Here is a 17,809-nt window from a genome sequence, read left to right on the forward strand (position 1 = left end):
GGGCGCGTTCGGGGGCGACGCCGCCCCCGTGGAAGAATCGGCCCCATGCTTCGTTGGTTGACGGCCGGGGAATCCCACGGCCCTGCGCTGGTGGCCACCCTCGACGGACTCCCGGCCGGAGTCCAGGTCGCGAGCAAGGAGATCCAGGCGGCGCTCGCGCGGCGACGTCTCGGCTACGGCCGCGGCGCGCGCATGAACTTCGAGGCCGATGAGCTCGAGATCATCGGCGGGATCCGCCACGGTCGCACCCTCGGCAGCCCGATCGCGCTGCGCATCGGCAACAGCGAATGGCCCAAGTGGGAGCGCGTCATGGCGGCCGACCCGGTCGACGCCGACGAGCTGGCCGGCCTCAAACGCAACGCCCCGCTCACCCGGCCTCGGCCCGGTCACGCTGACCTCGCGGGCATGCAGAAGTACGACTTCGATGAGGCGCGGCCGATTCTGGAACGTGCGAGTGCGCGTGAAACGGCGGCTCGGGTCGCGCTCGGCGAGATCGCCGCCCGATTCCTCGAGCAGGCCGCGGGAGCGACGATCGTCAGTCACGTCGTCCAGATCGGCAGCGTGGCGGCGCCGGCGGGTCACCTGCCCACGCACGCCGACGTCGAGCGTCTCGATGCCGATCCCGTGCGATGCTTCGACGCTGCGGCCTCGGAGGCCATGGTCGCCGAGATCGACGCGGCGCACAAAGACGGTGACACGCTCGGCGGCGTGGTCGAGGTGCTCGTCGACGGTCTCCCGCCGGGCCTCGGCTCGCACACCCAGTGGGACCGCAGGCTCGACAGCCGGCTGGCCGGCGCCCTCATGGGCATTCAGGCGATCAAGGGCGTCGAGCTCGGCGACGGATTCGAGCTGGCCCGCACCCGGGGTTCGGCAGCGCACGACGAGATCGTCCCGACGCCGGAGGGCATCCGCCGGGCGAGCGGTCGTTCCGGCGGCACCGAGGGCGGCATGACCACGGGCGAGGTGCTTCGCGTCCGCGCGGCGATGAAGCCGATCGCCACGGTGCCGCGCGCGCTGCGCACCGTCGACGTCGCGACCGGCGAGGAAGCCGTCGCGCATCACCAGCGTTCCGACGTATGCGCCGTGCCGGCCGCGGGCATCGTGGCGGAAGCCATGGTCGCGCTGGTCGTCGCAGGCGCGGTGCTGGAGAAGTTCGGCGGCGACTCGGTGGGGGAGACCTGCCGCAACGTGGAGTCCTACCTGAACCACCTGAGGTTCCGGTGAAGCCCGCCGTCGTCCTGGTCGGACCGCCCGGCGCCGGCAAGTCCACGGTCGCGGCCATCGTCGCGTCGCGCCTCGGACTCGCCGTCCGGGACACCGACGACGACATCGAGGCCGAGCAGGGGATCTCGGTGCAGGACATCTTCGTGGAGGCCGGTGAGCCGCGGTTCCGCGAGCTCGAGCACCGGGCCGTGGCGCGCGCCCTCTCCGAGCACGACGGCGTGGTGTCGCTCGGCGGTGGCGCCCCCCTGCACCCGCAGACCCGGCAGTTGCTGCGCGACCACCGAGTGGTCTTCCTCGACGTCGGACTCGCCCAGGCCGCAGCCCGAGTCGGACTGAATTCCGGCCGCCCGTTGCTCCTCGGCAACGTCCGCGGGCAGCTCAAGCGGCTCATGGACGAACGCCGCCCGGTCTACACCGAGGTCGCATCGGTCAGGATCGACACCGACGGTCGCACGCCCGAGGAGGTCGCCGAGGCCGTCGTCGACGTGGTGAAGGAGAGCCGATGAGCCGCCGGTTGCACGTCGCGACGGCGCATCCGTATGACGTCCACGTTGAGCACGGCGCCGATGCGCAGTTGCCCGGACTCGTCCCGCAGGACACCGAGCGCGTCGCGATCGTGCACAGTCCGGCGGTCACCGATCGCGCCGAGCGGCTCGCCGGCACGCTGTCGCATCAGCAGGTGCTGCTCATCGAGACGCCCGACGGCGAACAGGCCAAGACCCCCGAGTTTCTGGCCCATTGCTGGAGCCGACTGGCCCAGCACGGCTACACCCGCTCGGACCTCGTCGTCGGTGTCGGCGGCGGGGCCACCACCGACCTCGCCGGTTTCCTCGCGGCCAGCTGGCTGCGCGGGGTGCGGTTCGTCACCGTGCCGACGACCGTCCTGGGGATGGTCGACGCCGCCGTGGGCGGCAAGACCGGGATCAATCTTCGCGAGGGCAAGAACCTCGTCGGAGCGTTCCACGAGCCCATCGGCGTGCTCTGCGACCTGGAGGCGCTGGCGACCCTTCCGGCGGCCGAGATCCGCAGCGGGCTGGCCGAGATCGTCAAGTGCGGGTTCATCGCCGATCCGCAGATCCTCGACGTCGTCGAGGCCGATCCAGCGGCGGCAGCCGATCCGCACGACGCGGTGCTCGCCGACCTCATCGCCCGCGGGATCGCGGTCAAGGCCGCGACGGTCGCCGGTGATCTCACCGAGCGCGGCCCCGGGGGCCTCATCGGCCGTGAGGCCCTCAACTACGGCCACACGCTCGGCCATGCGATCGAGCGTCACGAGCAGTACCGGGTCCGGCACGGCGAGGCGATCAGCATCGGCATGGTGTTCGTGGCCGAGTTGGCGCACCGGTCGGGACACATCGACTCGCGCTTGCTCGCCCGCCACCGCAGGGTGCTCGACGTCCTCGGCCTGCCCACCACGTACCGCGACGGGCTCTTCGACGCGTTGCTCGACGGCATGCGCCTGGACAAGAAGTCGCGCGGTTCGACCTTGCGGTTCGTCGTGTTGCACGGCCTCGCTGCGCCGGCGATCCTCGCCGGGCCGGACGCGGCCCTGCTGCGTGGCAGCTACGAGGCGATCGTCGAGTGAGCGCCGCGGACCGCCGAGAGCGGCTCGCCACGCTGCTGCGGGAGCGCGACGCCGATGCGATGTACGTCGGCGACCTCGTCAACGTCCGCTATCTCACCGGTTTCACCGGCTCCAACGGCGCGGTCCTCGTCCACGCGGACGGTACGACCGTGTTCTTCACCGACGGGCGCTACCAGGACCAGGCGGCCGTCGAGGTCCCCGGCGTCGAGCGCGTCATCACCCGCCGGATCCTCGACGAGGTCCGTGCCCGCACCGCGGGGACGCTCGTGGCGGAGACGCACCTGCTCGCCGTGGACGCCTGGGAGCAACTCGGCCGGCCGGGGGCGGCCGGGCGCCTCGTCGAGGGACTGCGGGAGACCAAGGACGACGACGAGATCGACGCGCTCCGCCGGGCCTGCACGGTCTCGACCACGGCGCTCGAGCAGCTCCTCGCCGGCCCGCTCCTGGGACGCAGTGAGCGCGAGCTCGCCCGCGACCTCGAGTGGCGCATGCTGGAAGTCGGGGCCGAGGACAAGGCGTTCGACACGATCCTCGCGGCCGGCGACCACACCTCGATCCCGCATCATCGCCCCACGGAGCGGACGGTGCAGGAGGGCGATCTGCTCAAGATCGACTTCGGTGCGCGAGTCGACGGTTACCACGCCGATTGCACACGAACCGTCGTCGTGGGCGCGGCTGCGGACTGGCAGCGCGAGATCTACGCGGCGGTCCGCGCATCGCAGGCCGCGGGCGTCGAGCGGCTGCGCGACGGTGTCCCGGTTCCGGAAGCGCACGCGGCCGCCGTCGACAGCCTCGAGGAAGCCGGTTGGCTGCACGCCTTCACCACCGGTCTCGGACACGGGGTGGGGCTGCAGATCCACGAGGACCCGTTTCTCGGTCCTGGTCACCCGAGTACACTGACTCGTCGCACTGTTCTGACGATGGAACCGGGGATTTATCTGCCGGGTCGCGGGGGAGTGCGCATCGAAGACACCGTCCTCGTGACCGACTCCGGCCCCGAGGTCCTGACCACGACGACCAAAGACCTCATGGAGATCGCCTGATGGCCACCACGAACGACCTGAAGAACGGCATGGTGCTCAACCTCGACGGACAGCTGTGGTCCGTCGTGTGGTTCCAGCACCACAAGCCCGGCAAGGGCGGCGCGGTCGTGCGCACGAAGCTCAAGAACGTGACCAGCGGCAAGGTCGTGGACAAGACGTTCAACGCCGACGTCAAGGTCGAGGTCGCCAACGTCGACAAGCGCGACATGCAGTACCTGTACCACGACGGCACGTCCTACGTGTTTATGGACAACAGCACGTACGACCAACTCGAACTGAACGAGGCGGTCGTGGGTGATGCCAAGGACTACATGCTGGAGAACCAGAGCGCCGTCGTGGCGGTGAACGAGGGCACCCCGCTGTACATCGAGCTCCCGGCGTCGGTCGAGCTCGTCGTCGAGTACACGGAGCCGGGCCTGCAGGGCGACCGTTCCAGCGGCGGCACCAAGCCCGCGCGCCTGCAGACCGGCAAGGAGATCCAGGTCCCGCTGTTCATCACCAACGGCGAGAAGATCAAGGTCGACACGCGCGACGGCAGCTACCTCGGCCGCGTGCAGTCCTGATGGGCGCACGCACCCGCTACCGCAAACGCGCCTTGGACATCCTCTTCGAGTCCGAGGCGCGCGGCGGTGACCTGAGCGCGACGCTCGCGGACCGGTTGGCGGTCAACGATCCGCCGATCAATGCCTACACCGTGCAGCTCGTCGAGGGCGTCGTGGCGCATCAGGAGCGTATCGACGCGCTGCTCGGTGAGCATTCGCGCGGCTGGACCCTCGACCGCATGCCGGCGGTCGACCGCAACCTCCTGCGCATCGGGGCCTACGAGATCCTCTACTGCGAGGACGTTCCCGACCCCGTCGCCGTGAGCGAGGCCGTCGACCTGGCCACCGACCTCTCGACCGACGAGTCGCCCCGCTTCGTCAACGGCCTGCTGAGTCGGCTCATCGACCTCAAACCCACCCTCTCCCTCTAGCCGGGCCAAGGCGCGAGACCGCGCGAGATGTGGTCGCTTTCGGGTCACTCAGGGGTGTCTCGATGACCCGAAACTGACCACTTCTCGGGCCCGGGGCCCGGGTGTCTCAGCTTGCGGACGCAGCGGCGGGGTCAGTCCGACTTTCGGCCAGTTGTGGCCGCTCCGGGCGCCGCGAAAGGGCGCAAACCGGCCACACGTTACGCGCACCCGAGGGAGGGGCACGGACTCCGAACCGGGCTCGAAACGGGACGAATTTCAACTTTTTCCTCGCCCTGGGATCGCAGTCCTATTCCCGATTCGGGGTGCCACCACCGGGTCGCGGGAACGCCAGAAGGCCGTTACCCTCGCTTGCTGGCCGTGAGAGTCGCGGTCGTCGCAATGACGGGACGGTGCATGACAGCGGTCTCCGACTTCTTCACCTTCGTCGCCGAACGATGGTCGATTCTGTCGTTCCTGGCCTACCAGCATGTGAGCCTCGTGGTGCAGACGCTCCTCCTGGCGACGGTCCTCGCGATCGTCGTGGGAGTGCTCGCATCCCGCACCAGCTGGGGTGTCAACGTGGCCCAGGCGTTCTCCGCGATCGGCCTCACCGTGCCCTCGTACGCCCTGCTCGGACTGCTCGTCGGCATCGTCAGCATCGGTGTCCTCCCGTCGGTCATCGCGCTGGTGTTCTTCGGCTTCCTGCCGATCCTGCGCAACGTCGTCGTGGGGCTGAACGGCGTCGATCCCGCCCTCATCGAATCCGCACGAGGCATGGGGATGAGCCGGCTCAGCACGCTCGTGCGTCTCGAGCTCCCGCTCGCCTGGCCGGTCATCATGACCGGGGTCCGGGTGTCCGCGCAGATGCTCATGGGCATCGCCGCCATCGCCGCCTACGCCCTCGGGCCGGGACTCGGCGGCTACATCTTCTCGGGTATCTCGCGCATGGGAGGCGCGAATGCCACGAACGCGATCGTCGCCGGCACGATCGGGATCCTGATTCTGGCCGTGATCCTCGACGTCGCTCTGAACCTGTTGACCCGCTTCACCACCTCCAAGGGGATCTCCCGTGTCTGAGACCACCAGCAAGGCCGGCGAGCGCATCCTGCTCGAACACATCACCAAGCGCTACCCGGGCCAGTCGACGCCCGCCGTCGACGACATCACGATCGAGTTTCCCGCCGGCGAGATCATCATGCTCGTCGGCCCGTCGGGCTGCGGCAAGACGACGACGATGAAGATGATCAATCGGCTCATCGAGCCCTCCTCGGGTCGCATCCTGATCGGCGACGAGGACGTCACCGACGCGAACCCCGATGAGCTGCGCCGCCGCATCGGTTACGTCATCCAGGGCGCCGGTCTGTTCCCGCACTTCACGGTCGGCGACAACATCGCCCTCGTGCCGCGGATGCTCAAGTGGGACAAGCAGCGGATCGTCGACCGGGTGGACGAGCTGCTCGATCTCGTCGGCCTCGACCCCGAGGAGTACCGGGACCGCTACCCGCGTGAGCTGTCCGGCGGGCAGCAACAGCGCGTGGGCGTGGCCCGCGCCCTCGCCGCCGACCCGCCCGTGCTGCTCATGGACGAGCCGTTCGGCGCCGTGGACCCGATCACCCGACAACGACTGCAGGACGAGCTGCTGCGGCTCCAGGAGGAGCTGCACAAGACGATCGTCTTCGTCACCCACGACTTCGACGAGGCCGTGAAGCTCGGCGACCGCATCGCGATCCTGCAGACCGGCTCACAGGTCGTGCAATACGACACCCCCGAGCAGATCCTCGCCAATCCCGCCGACGAGTTCGTCGAGGGCTTCGTCGGCCGCGGTGCCGCGCTCAAGCAGCTCACCCTCACCCGCGTCCGCGACATCGAACTCCACGAGGCCGCGGTCGCGCACGTCGGCGACGACGCGCACGAGGCGGTCGCCGGCGCCAAGGCGATCGACCGCGAGCACGTCATCGTGCTGGACAAGAACGAGCGCCCGCTGCGCTGGATGTCGCTGCGCGAGCTGGCTCGGCCCGGCGCGCTGGAGAACGTGAGGCGTGATGCCGAACTCGAGGTGGTGAGCCTGGGGTCGACCCTCAACGACGCGCTCGACGAGATGCTCACCTCCTCGCACGGGGTCGTCGTGGTCACCGGGCGCCGCAACACCTACCAGGGGGTCGTGCGCGTGGAGACGGTGATGGAGGCGATGCAGGGTATCCAGTCCGCCGCAGCGGAGGCGGCCACGATGGAGGAACCGGTGGGTGATCCGCAGCCATGAGTTCGCTGACCGCCACTGACACCACGCAGGCCGCGACGGTCGCGGACCGCGCGGGCATCGGCCGGTACGTCACCCAGCCGCTGTTGTGCGTGCTCGTCGTCGCTGCATGCCTCGGCTACGTGCGGCTCGCCGACGTCTCGGCGAGCGAGGCCCGGTCACTCTCGGTCCCGAACCTGCTGACCTTGGTCCGTGAGCACCTCACGGTGAGCCTCATCGCCACCGTCGTCACCGTCGTGTTGGCCATCCCGATCGGCGTGCTGCTGACCCGCGGGGCGCTGCGCCGGTTCAGCCGCCCGATCATCACGGTCGCCGGCTTCGGTCAGGCCGCTCCGGCGATCGGACTCATCGCGCTCGGCGCCGCGATCTTCGGCATCGGCACCGTGGGAGCCACCATCGCGCTCGTGGTCTACGGGCTGCTGCCGATCATCGCGAACACGGTCACCGGGCTCGACTCGGTGGACCCCAAGCTCGTCGAGGCGGCCCGCGGTATGGGGATGTCGGGATTCATGACCCTGCTGCGGGTCGAGCTCCCGCTCGCCCTGCCGATCATCGTCGCGGGCGTCCGCACCGCGCTCGTGCTCATCGTCGGCACCGCGGCGTTGGTGACGTTCACCGGCGGCGGGGGACTGGGGGAGCTCATCACCTCGGGCATCAACCTGCGTCAGAACGTCGTGCTGATCGTCGGGGCCCTGCTGATCGCCGCCCTCGCCCTGTTCATCGACTGGCTCGCCCGGCTCGTGGAGCTCGTGGCGTCGCCGAAGGGAGTGTGACGTGGTCGCTCGCCGACTTCGGGCCCTCATCGCGACCGCCGCCGTCGCCGTCCTCGCCGCCGGCTGCGGCCTGGAGTCCTCCTCGGGCCGGGTGCTGCCCGCCGAACCAGCTGCCATCGAGCGGTACGAGCAGCTGGAGGACGCCGAGCTGACGGTCGTGGCGAAGAACTTCACCGAACAGCTGATCCTCGGCAACATGATCTCGATCGCGCTCAGCACCGCGGGCGCGGACGTCACCAATCTCAGCAACACCCCGGGTTCCTTCGGCGCGCGCGCTGCGCTCATCGACGGTGATGCGGACGTGTCGCCGGAGTACACCGGCACCGGCTGGATCAACTACCTCGGCAACGACGAGCCGATCCCGGGGGAGGAGGAGCAGTGGCAGGCCGTCAAGGAGGCGGACGCCGAGAACGGGCTGGTGTGGCTCCCTCCCGCGCCGGCCAACAACACCTATGCCTTCGCGATCCGCGAGGAGAAGGCCGAGGAGCTCGGCGTCACGAAGTTCTCCCAGCTCACCGAGCTGCCACCGCAGGAGCTGACCTTCTGCGTCGAGCCGGAGTTCGCCAGCCGCAACGACGGGTTCGAGCCGATGCTCGCCACGTACGGACTTGCGCCGAACCAGCTCGGCGAGGTGCTCACGCTCGACACCGGCGTCGTCTACACCGCGACGGCCAACGGCCGCTGCAACTTCGGCGAGGTGTTCACGACCGACGGCCGCATCCCCGGCCTGAACCTGCGCGTGCTCGAGGACGACCGGCAGTTCTTCCCGCTCTACAACCTCTCCATGGTCGTGCGCACCGAGGTGCTGGAGGAGTACCCCGCGATCGAGGAGATCCTCGGGCAGATCACCCCGCGCCTCACCAACGAGGTGCTGCAGGAGCTCAATGCGCGCGTGGACTCCGAGGGGCAGGATCCTGCCATCGTGGCGCGCGACTGGCTCGTCGACGAGGGCCTCGTCGCCATGCCCTGACCGCCCCCGGGCGGTGACCTATCACGCACCGGTCGGCCCACGCGCCTCAGGCGGTGAGCTATCACGCACATTTGGTCGTTGAGCGCGGGATAACTCACCGCTCGGCACGCGGCTGCCCACGCGCGCCTCGGGCGGTGAGCTATCACGCACATTCGGTCGTTGGGTGTGGGATCAGCCACCGCCCGGACCGCGGGTGTGGGATCAGCCACCGCTGGGCCCCACGGCTGCGGGATAAATCACCGCTCGGCAGCGCGGATGCGACGCACGACACAGGGCGTTTCCCGCCGTCATGAGCGCCGCCTCGCGCTGCTAGACTGAGCTGACCGACGACATCCTTTAACCACCGTCCCGTGAGGCGGAGAAGGAGGTCAGCATGGTGGTGTCCAGCGACGCTCCCAGACCTGACGACATGCCCGCGCGCACCGTCCTCGACGAACAGGACATCTCTCGCGCACTCACTCGCATCACTCACGAGATCCTCGAGCGCAACCGTGACGCCGACGGCGTGCTGCTGCTCGGTATCCCCACCCGCGGCGTCGACCTCGCCCGGCGCATCGCCGCCCGGATGAGTGAGGTGGAAGGCCGGCCGATCACTCCCGGCTCGCTCGACGTCACGATGTACCGCGACGACCTGCGGATGCGTCCCGCCCGCGCGCTCGAACACACCTCGATCCCCGAGGACGTCGACGGCAAGACCGTGGTCCTGGTCGATGACGTGCTGTTCAGCGGCCGCACCATCCGCGCCGCGCTCGACGCGCTCGGTGATCTCGGCCGCCCGAAGGCCGTGCAGCTGGCAGTCCTCGTCGACCGAGGCCACCGCGAGCTGCCGATCCGCGCCGACTTCGTCGGCAAGAACCTGCCGACCTCGCTGGCCGAGAAGGTCAAAGTCCGCCTGACCGAGGCTGACGGCGAGCCCGACTCCGTCACGATCGTGGGAGGTGCCTCGTGAAGTCCTCGCACCTGCTGTCGGCCGCCGACCTCGACCGTGACGACGCGCTGCGCATCCTCGACACCGCCGAGGAGTTGCTGTCGGTCGCCCAGCGCCCGATCAAGAAACTGCCGACCTTGCGTGGCCGCACCGTGGTCAACCTCTTCTTCGAAGACTCGACCCGGACCCGGATTTCCTTCGAGGCCGCGGCCAAACGGCTCAGCGCCGACGTCATCAACTTCTCCGCCAAGGGCTCCAGCGTGAGCAAGGGCGAGAGCCTCAAGGACACCGCGCTGACCTTGCAGGCGATGGGCGCCGACGCCGTCGTGATCCGGCACTCCGCCTCGGGCGCTCCGCACCGGCTCGCAACGAGCCGGTGGATGAGCGGCTCGGTGGTCAACGCCGGAGACGGCACCCACGAGCACCCCACGCAGGCGCTGCTCGACGCCTTCACGATGCGCCGGCACCTCGGCGACCTCGAGGGCAAGAGCATCACGATCGTCGGCGACGTGCTGCACAGCCGGGTCGCGCGCTCGAACGCACTGCTGCTGCATACGCTCGGCGCCGAGGTCACGCTGGTCGCGCCGCCGACGCTGTTGCCGGTGGGCGTGGAGACCTGGCCGGTCGCCCATGCGTACGACCTCGACGCGAACCTCGAGAAGGCCGATGCGGTGATGATGCTGCGCGTGCAGCGCGAGCGCATGAACGCCTCGTACTTCCCGAGCGCGCGCGAGTACAGCCGCCGATTCGGCCTGGACACCGCGCGGATGAACCGCATGCCCGAGCACGCGATCGTCATGCACCCCGGGCCGATGAACCGGGGCATGGAGATCACCGCCGACGTCGCCGACTCCCCGCGCTCGGTCATCGTCGAGCAGGTCACGAACGGCGTCGCCGTCCGCATGGCCGTCCTCTATCTGCTGCTCGGCGGTGCCGCCGACGCCGACTCCCCGGAAGGAAACGCATGAGCGAGCGCGAGCGAGTGAATCCTCAGGAGGGTCTCATGCCGGGACCTGCGTATCGTGGGTTCTTCTGGCAGGTGCCGGCATGAGCACCTTCATCCTCCGTAATGTCCGCCCGTTCGGCGGCGACGCCGTCGACATCGCCGTCACCGACGGCCTGATCACCGAGATCGGCACCGGCCTGTCCGGCGAGGAGGTCGTCGACGGCGGCGGCCACCTCGTCCTCCCCGGACTCGTCGACCTGCACACCCACCTGCGCGAGCCGGGCCGCGAGGACGCCGAGACCGTCCGCACCGGATCGCAGGCTGCCGCGCTCGGCGGATTCACCTGCGTCCACGCGATGGCCAACACCGACCCGGTCGCCGACACCGCGGGTGTCGTCGAGCAGGTCTACCGGCTCGGCGTCGAGCACGGCTACTGCGACGTCCAGCCCGTCGGCGCGGTCACGGTCGGTCTGGCCGGCGAGCGGCTCGCCGAACTCGGTGCGATGGCCACCTCAGCCGCCGGAGTGCGCGTGTTCTCCGACGACGGCAAATGCGTGTCCGACGCCGTGCTGATGCGCCGCGCGCTCGAGTACGTCAAGGCCTTCGACGGCGTCATCGCCCAGCATGCCCAGGAGCCGCGGCTCACCGAGGGCGCCCAGATGAACGAGGGGCCGCTGTCCGGTGAGCTCGGTCTCACCGGCTGGCCCGCGGTCGCCGAGGAGGCGATCATCGCGCGCGACGTCCTGCTCGCCGAGCATGTCGGTTCGCGCCTGCACGTCTGCCACCTCTCGACGCGAGGTTCGGTCGAGATCGTCCGGTGGGCCAAGAGCCGCGGAATCGACGTCACCGCCGAGGTCACCCCCCATCACCTGCTGCTGACCGACGACCTCGTGCGCAGCTACGACCCGATCTACAAGGTCAACCCGCCGCTGCGCAGTCCTGACGACGTGCAGGCGGTCCGCGAAGGTCTGGCCGACGGCACGATCGACATCGTCGCCACCGACCACGCTCCTCATCCGATGGAGGACAAGGAGTGCGAGTGGAACGTCGCGGCGTTCGGCATGCTCGGCCTGGAAACGGCGCTCTCAGTGGTGCAGCAGACGATGGTCGACACCGGAGCGATCGGCTGGGAGCGCGTCGCGGAGGCGATGTCCGCCGCGCCGGCCCGGATCGGCCGGGTCAGCGGCCACGGTCGCCCGCTCGCCGTGGGCGAGCCTGCCAACCTGGTGGTGTACGACCCCACCGCGCGGCGCACCGTCGAAGCTGCCGCCAGCGCCTCCCTGTCCCGCAACACCCCCTACGCCGGCCTCGAGCTTCCCGGCCGGGTCGTCGCCACGTTCCTGCGCGGGCGTGCGACGGTGCTCGACGGTGCGTTGTTCTCTGAAGGAGCCCTGTCATGACCGACCGCCAGCTTGTCCCCGCCCTCCTCGTCCTCGAGGACGGCCGGGTGTTCCGCGGAGAGTCGTACGGTGCGACGGGCACGACGGTCGCCGAGATCGTCTTCAACACCGGCATGACCGGCTACCAGGAGACGCTCACCGACCCCTCGTACCGCGGCCAGATCGTCGTGATGACAGCGCCGCACATCGGCAACACCGGCGCCAACCTCGAAGACTTCGAATCCCGCCGGGTCTGGGTGAGCGGTTACGTCGTCCGCGATCCCGCGCGGGTGCCGAGCAACTGGCGCTCGACGGAGTCGCTCGACGACCTGCTCCGCGCCCAGGGCGTCGTCGGCATCAGCGGGGTCGACACCCGCGCGCTCACCCGTCACCTCCGTGAGCGCGGCTCGATGCGCGCCGTCATCAGCACCGAGACCGCCGACGTCGAGGCACTCGTCGCGCAGGCCAACGCCGCGCCCGAGATGGCCGGCTCGAACTTCCTCGCCGACGTCACGACGCAGGAGGCGTACGTGGTGCCGGCTCAGGGTGAGAAGCGGTTGACCGTCGCCGCGCTCGACCTCGGCATCAAGGGCATGACCCCTCGCCGCATGGCCGAACGCGGCATCGAGGTGCACGTCCTGCCCGCCACGTCCAGCCTCGACGACGTCTTGGCCGCCGAGCCGGACGGCGTCTTCGTGTCCAACGGCCCGGGCGACCCGGCGACCGCCGACCACGCGGTCGAGGTCATCCAGGGGGTGCTGGAGCGCAAGATCCCGTTCTTCGGCATCTGCCTGGGCAACCAGCTGTTCGGACGCGCGCTCGGCCGCGGTACGTACAAGCTCAAGTACGGCCACCGCGGCATCAACCAGCCGGTCCAGGACCGCACCACCGGACGCGTCGAGGTCACGGCGCACAACCACGGCTTCGCCGTCGACGCGCCGCTCGACAGCAACTTCGACACCCCCTTCGGGCCGGCACGCGTGACGCACGTCGGTCTCAACGACGACGTCGTCGAAGGACTCGCGCTGCTCGACCAGACCGCGTTCAGCGTCCAGTACCATCCCGAGGCCGCGGCCGGTCCCCACGACGCCGCGTACCTCTTCGACCGCTTCGTCGACGCCATGACCGGTGAGTTCGCCGACAGCACCACGCAGGAAGGGAACCGCTGACATGCCAAAGCGGGAAGACATCAGCTCGGTCCTCGTCATCGGCTCGGGCCCCATCGTCATCGGCCAGGCCTGCGAGTTCGACTACTCGGGCACCCAGGCCTGCCGCGTGCTGCGCGACGAGGGCATCCGGGTGATCCTCGTCAACTCCAACCCGGCCACGATCATGACCGACCCGGAGTTCGCCGACGCCACGTACGTCGAGCCCATCACTCCCGAATTCGTCGAGAAGGTCATCGCCGCCGAGCGCCCGGACGCGCTGCTGGCGACGCTGGGCGGGCAGACCGCCCTCAACGCCGCCATCGCGCTGCACGACAACGGCGTGCTGGACAAATACGGCGTCGAGCTCATCGGCGCCTCCGTCGAGGCGATCGAGAAGGGCGAGAACCGCGAGATCTTCAAGTCGATCGTCGAGTCGCTGCCGAGTCAGTGGGGAGCGGAGGTCGCCCGCAGCGCGATCTGCCACTCGATGGAGGAGTGCCTTGCGGCCGTCGAGGATCTCGGCTACCCGGTCGTCGTGCGCCCGTCCTTCACGATGGGAGGCTCCGGCTCGGGCCTGGCCTACGACGAGGCCGACCTGCACCGCATCGCCGGCAGCGGGCTCGCGCTCAGTCCCACCACCGAGGTGCTCCTCGAGGAGTCGATCCTCGGCTGGAAGGAGTACGAGCTCGAGGTCATGCGCGATCAGGCCGACAACGTCGTCATCGTCTGCTCGATCGAGAACCTCGACCCCATGGGCGTCCACACCGGCGACTCCATCACCGTCGCTCCGGCCATGACGCTGACCGACGTGGAGTACCAGCGACTGCGCGACATCTCGATCGGCGTCATCCGCGAGGTCGGCGTGGACACCGGGGGCTGCAACATCCAGTTCGCCGTGAACCCCGAGAACGGGCGCATCGTCGTCATCGAGATGAACCCGCGCGTGTCCCGCTCGAGCGCGCTGGCGTCGAAGGCGACCGGTTTCCCGATCGCCAAGATCGCCGCGAAGGTCGCCATCGGGTACACGCTGGACGAGATCCCCAACGACATCACCGCCGAGACGCCGGCCAGCTTCGAGCCGACGCTCGACTACGTCGTCGTCAAGGTGCCGCGCTTCGCGTTCGAGAAGTTCCCCGCGGCGGACTCGACGCTCACCACGCACATGAAGTCGGTCGGCGAGGCGATGGCCATCGGCCGCAACTTCACCGAGGCGCTGGGCAAGTCGCTGCGCTCGCTCGAGCGCGTGGGTGCCACGTTCGACTGGATGGGAGACCCGGGGGACAAGGACGTCCTGCTCACTGAGATCGAGCGCCCCCAGGACGGACGGCTGCGGCTGGTCATGAACGCGATCCGTGCGGGCGCGACGCCCGAGCAGATCCACGAGCACACCTCGATCGATCCGTGGTTCGTCGATCAGCTCTTCCTGGTGCACGAGGTCGCCCAGCGCGTCCAGGAGGCGGAGAACCTTACCCCGGAGCTCCTCCGGCTGGCCAAGCGGCACGGCTTCAGCGACGCCCAGATCGGCGAGCTGCGCGACATGCGCGAGGACGTCGTCCGTGGTGTCCGGCACGCACTGGGCGTGCGGCCGGTCTACAAGACCGTCGACACCTGTGCCGCCGAGTTCGCCGCCCGGACGCCGTACCACTACTCCTCCTACGACGAGGAGACCGAGGTGACGCCGCGGGAGCGCCCGGCGGTGCTGATCCTCGGCAGCGGCCCCAACCGCATCGGCCAGGGCATCGAGTTCGACTACTCGTGCGTCCACGCCGCGCTCGCGCTGAGCGAGGCCGGCTACGAGACGGTCATGGTCAACTGCAACCCCGAGACGGTCTCGACCGACTACGACACGAGCGACCGGCTCTACTTCGAGCCGCTCACCCTCGAGGACGTCCTCGAAGTCGTGCACGCCGAGCAGCAGGCCGGTCCCGTCGCGGGTGTCATCGTGCAGCTCGGCGGGCAGACGCCACTCGGTCTCGCCGCGGGCCTCGAGGCGGCCGGTGTCCCGATCGTGGGCACGCCGCCGGCCGCGATCGACCTCGCCGAGGAGCGTGGCGCGTTCGGACAGGTGCTCGCCGATGCCGGGCTGCCCGCTCCGAAGCACGGCACCGCGACGACCTTCGAGGGGGCCAAGCGCATCGCCGACGAGATCGGCTACCCGGTGCTCGTCCGGCCGTCGTACGTGCTCGGCGGCCGCGGCATGGAGATCGTGTACGACGAGGAGGCGCTCAAGAACTACATCCGGACCGCCACCGAGATCTCCCCGGAGCGTCCGGTGCTCGTCGACCGCTTCCTCGACGACGCGGTCGAGATCGACGTCGACGCGCTGTACGACGGTTCGGAGCTGTTCCTCGGCGGCATCATGGAGCACATCGAGGAGGCCGGGGTCCACTCCGGCGACTCCGCGTGCGTCTTGCCGCCGATCACGCTCGGCCAGAGCGAGATCGAGCGGATCCGGGAGTCGACCGAGGCGATCGCCGCCGGCGTCGGCGTCCGCGGCCTCATCAACATCCAGTTCGCGCTGAGCTCGGACACGCTGTACGTGCTCGAGGCCAATCCGCGGGCCTCGCGGACCGTGCCGTTCGTGTCCAAGGCGACGGCGACGCCGCTGGCGAAGGCCGCCGCCCGGCTCATGCTCGGCGAGTCGATCGCCGAGCTCCGCGCCGCCGGAGTGCTGCCGGCGTTCGGCGACGGCGGGCAGCTGCCGTCGGCCGCGCCCGTCGCGGTCAAGGAAGCGGTCATGCCGTTCAGTCGCTTCCGGACCTATGAGGGCCGTTACGTCGACACGGTGCTCGGCCCGGAGATGCGCTCGACCGGTGAGGTCATGGGCATCGACGCGCACTACGGCGCGGCCTTCGCCAAGAGTCAGGCGGGCGCACAGAACGGCCTGCCCACGTCGGGCGCGGTGTTCGTGTCGGTCGCCAACCGGGACAAGCGGCACATGATCTTCCCGGTCAAGCGGCTGGCCGATCTCGGCTTCGAGATCCTCGCGACGCGCGGTACGGCCGAGGTGCTGCACCGCAACGGCGTTCCCGCCACCGTGGTGCGCAAGCTCCACGAGGCGCCCGGCGACGGTGCGGACGGTGGTTCGATCGTCGACCGCATCCACGCGCAGGAGGTCCAGCTCGTCATCAACACCCCGCACGGCAACACCCGTGGCGGCAGCCCGCGCATCGACGGCTACGAGATCCGCACCGCCGCGGTGGCCGAGGGGATCGGCTGCATCACCACCGTGCAGGGCCTCGCGGCCGCCGTCCAGGGCATCGAGGCGCAGCGTGCGGAGTCGATCGGTGTGCGGTCCCTCCAGTCCTGGGGCGCCGCTGTGACGGAGGCCCGATGAGCTTCGGGTCGCGGGCGCTCGCGGCGATGCAGGCGTACGGCCCGGCCTGCGTCGGCATCGATCCGCACCCCGGACTCCTCGAGGAGTGGGGCGTGGGCGACTCGATCGACGGACTCGAACGCTTCGCGGCGACTTGCGTCGAGGCGTTCGCCGGGAGAGCTGCGTTCGTCAAGCCGCAATCGGCGTTCTTCGAGCGGTTCGGCGCGCGCGGCGTGGCGGTGCTCGAACGCACGATCGCCGACCTGCGGCACACCGGCAGCCTCGTCATCCTCGACGCCAAGCGCGGTGACATCGGTTCGACGGCCGCGGCGTATGCCACGGCCTACCTCGACGACGACTCGCCGATGGCGGCGGACGCGATCACCGTCAGCCCGTACCTCGGGTTCGGGACGCTCGCGCCGTTCTTCACCGCGGCCGAGCAGAACGACGCCGGCGTCTTCGTGCTCGCACTGACGTCGAACCCCGAGGCACCGCAGGTCCAGCACGCGCTCACCGGCACCGGCGACACGGTCGCCGGCTCGATCCTGGCCCAGTTACGGGCCGCGAACGCCGGTATCGAGCCGATGGGGCCGCTCGGTGCGGTCGTCGGAGCGACGATCGGGCATACGGCCGAGGACCTCGACATCAACGGCCCGCTGCTCGTGCCCGGGTATGGCGCGCAAGGGGGCACGCTGGCCGACCTCGGCAGGATCTTCGGGGACGTCCGGGACGCGATCATCGTGTCCACCTCGCGCGGGGTGCTGAGCGCGGGCCCGGACGTCGCGGCCCTCCGCGAGTCCGTCCTGCGGCTCAACGACGACCTTGTAGGGTCGTGGTCGTGAGGAAGCAGTGGGTTTCGGCCGCCGTCGCAGTCCTCGCGGCGGGCTCGCTGGCCGGGTGTCTGGGCAGTGATCCGTACTGCTCCGCGGTGGAGGAGAACGAGGAGGTCCTGAACTCCTTCGGCGCCGAGCGCACCGATGCCGCCTACGCGGAGTATGCCAGTGCGGCGCGGCAGATCGCGGAGGCAGCACCTGAGCGGATCCAGCCCGACTGGGTCACCATCGCCGCCGTCACCGACGGCGTCATCGCCGCGCAGGAAGCCGCCGGCGTACCGTTGGAGGAGATGGGCGACTCGGCGACCGTCGCGGCGCTCTCGCAGGAGCAGCGCGACTCCCTCAACGAGGCTTATCGGGCGTTCAACGACACGGTCGAGCAGCGCAAGGCGGTCGTCGCCGACATCGACGACCAGTGCGGAGTGACGCTCGAGCAACCCGAGGCGAAGGAGTAG

General features: G+C 69.7%; 17 protein-coding genes. All 17 read left to right on the forward strand.

All coding sequences use genetic code 11. The features are described 5' to 3' along the window. Positions 1-45: 45 nt before the first annotated feature. The 17 genes from aroC (at position 46) to D9V41_RS11785 (ending at position 17,809) form a co-directional block, all read left to right on the forward strand. A complete protein-coding gene (aroC, locus tag D9V41_RS11705) occupies positions 46-1,224 on the forward strand; it encodes a chorismate synthase (RefSeq protein ID WP_121794754.1) in 1,179 nt (392 codons plus the stop codon). Next, complete coding sequence (locus tag D9V41_RS11710) at positions 1,221-1,730, forward strand: shikimate kinase (RefSeq protein ID WP_121794755.1); 510 nt, start codon at positions 1,221-1,223, stop codon at positions 1,728-1,730. Before aroC ends, D9V41_RS11710 begins: the two co-directional genes overlap by 4 nt. Continuing rightward, positions 1,727-2,809, forward strand: coding sequence for a 3-dehydroquinate synthase (gene aroB, locus D9V41_RS11715; RefSeq protein WP_121794756.1), 1,083 nt, complete (start codon positions 1,727-1,729; stop codon positions 2,807-2,809). Before D9V41_RS11710 ends, aroB begins: the two co-directional genes overlap by 4 nt. Then, positions 2,806-3,852: a M24 family metallopeptidase gene (locus D9V41_RS11720; RefSeq protein WP_121794757.1), complete on the forward strand. Its 1,047-nt coding sequence runs from the start codon at positions 2,806-2,808 to the stop codon at positions 3,850-3,852. Before aroB ends, D9V41_RS11720 begins: the two co-directional genes overlap by 4 nt. Beyond that, positions 3,849-4,415, forward strand: coding sequence for an elongation factor P (efp, locus tag D9V41_RS11725; protein ID WP_121794809.1), 567 nt, complete (start codon positions 3,849-3,851; stop codon positions 4,413-4,415). The genes D9V41_RS11720 and efp overlap by 4 nt, the downstream gene beginning before the upstream one ends. Next, positions 4,415-4,825 (forward strand): transcription antitermination factor NusB, encoded by a 411-nt coding sequence (gene nusB / locus D9V41_RS11730; RefSeq protein WP_121794758.1) that lies wholly within the window; start codon positions 4,415-4,417, stop codon positions 4,823-4,825. Before efp ends, nusB begins: the two co-directional genes overlap by 1 nt. Before the next feature lie 393 nt (positions 4,826-5,218). Then, on the forward strand, positions 5,219-5,881 hold the full coding sequence (locus tag D9V41_RS11735) for an ABC transporter permease (RefSeq protein ID WP_121794759.1): 663 nt from the start codon (positions 5,219-5,221) through the stop codon (positions 5,879-5,881). Then, positions 5,874-7,064: an ABC transporter ATP-binding protein gene (locus D9V41_RS11740; RefSeq protein WP_121794760.1), complete on the forward strand. Its 1,191-nt coding sequence runs from the start codon at positions 5,874-5,876 to the stop codon at positions 7,062-7,064. Before D9V41_RS11735 ends, D9V41_RS11740 begins: the two co-directional genes overlap by 8 nt. Continuing rightward, positions 7,061-7,834 carry an ABC transporter permease gene (locus tag D9V41_RS11745; RefSeq protein ID WP_121794761.1) on the forward strand — a complete coding sequence of 258 codons (774 nt, stop codon included), beginning with the start codon at positions 7,061-7,063 and terminating at the stop codon, positions 7,832-7,834. Before D9V41_RS11740 ends, D9V41_RS11745 begins: the two co-directional genes overlap by 4 nt. Before the next feature lies 1 nt (position 7,835). After that, positions 7,836-8,804, forward strand: a complete 969-nt coding sequence (locus D9V41_RS11750) for a glycine betaine ABC transporter substrate-binding protein (protein WP_121794762.1) — start codon at positions 7,836-7,838, stop codon at positions 8,802-8,804. Positions 8,805-9,177: 373 nt separating this feature from the next. Next, a complete protein-coding gene (gene pyrR, locus D9V41_RS11755) occupies positions 9,178-9,753 on the forward strand; it encodes a bifunctional pyr operon transcriptional regulator/uracil phosphoribosyltransferase PyrR (protein ID WP_121794763.1) in 576 nt (191 codons plus the stop codon). Beyond that, a complete protein-coding gene (locus D9V41_RS11760; RefSeq protein ID WP_121794764.1) occupies positions 9,750-10,700 on the forward strand; it encodes an aspartate carbamoyltransferase catalytic subunit in 951 nt (316 codons plus the stop codon). Before pyrR ends, D9V41_RS11760 begins: the two co-directional genes overlap by 4 nt. A 79-nt stretch (positions 10,701-10,779) precedes the next feature. Next, entirely contained in the window at positions 10,780-12,078 is a 1,299-nt protein-coding gene (locus D9V41_RS11765) for a dihydroorotase (RefSeq protein ID WP_121794765.1), read from the forward strand. After that, complete coding sequence (carA, locus tag D9V41_RS11770) at positions 12,075-13,226, forward strand: glutamine-hydrolyzing carbamoyl-phosphate synthase small subunit (RefSeq protein WP_121794766.1); 1,152 nt, start codon at positions 12,075-12,077, stop codon at positions 13,224-13,226. Before D9V41_RS11765 ends, carA begins: the two co-directional genes overlap by 4 nt. Position 13,227: 1 nt before the next feature. After that, complete coding sequence (carB, locus tag D9V41_RS11775) at positions 13,228-16,542, forward strand: carbamoyl-phosphate synthase large subunit (protein WP_121794767.1); 3,315 nt, start codon at positions 13,228-13,230, stop codon at positions 16,540-16,542. Continuing rightward, positions 16,539-17,363 carry an orotidine-5'-phosphate decarboxylase gene (pyrF, locus tag D9V41_RS11780; protein ID WP_121794768.1) on the forward strand — a complete coding sequence of 275 codons (825 nt, stop codon included), beginning with the start codon at positions 16,539-16,541 and terminating at the stop codon, positions 17,361-17,363. Before carB ends, pyrF begins: the two co-directional genes overlap by 4 nt. After that, a complete protein-coding gene (locus D9V41_RS11785) occupies positions 17,360-17,809 on the forward strand; it encodes a hypothetical protein (RefSeq protein WP_133434177.1) in 450 nt (149 codons plus the stop codon). The genes pyrF and D9V41_RS11785 overlap by 4 nt, the downstream gene beginning before the upstream one ends.

The sequence above is a fragment of the Aeromicrobium phragmitis genome, from assembly GCF_003674095.1.
Taxonomy (GTDB): Bacteria; Actinomycetota; Actinomycetes; order Propionibacteriales; family Nocardioidaceae; genus Aeromicrobium; species Aeromicrobium phragmitis.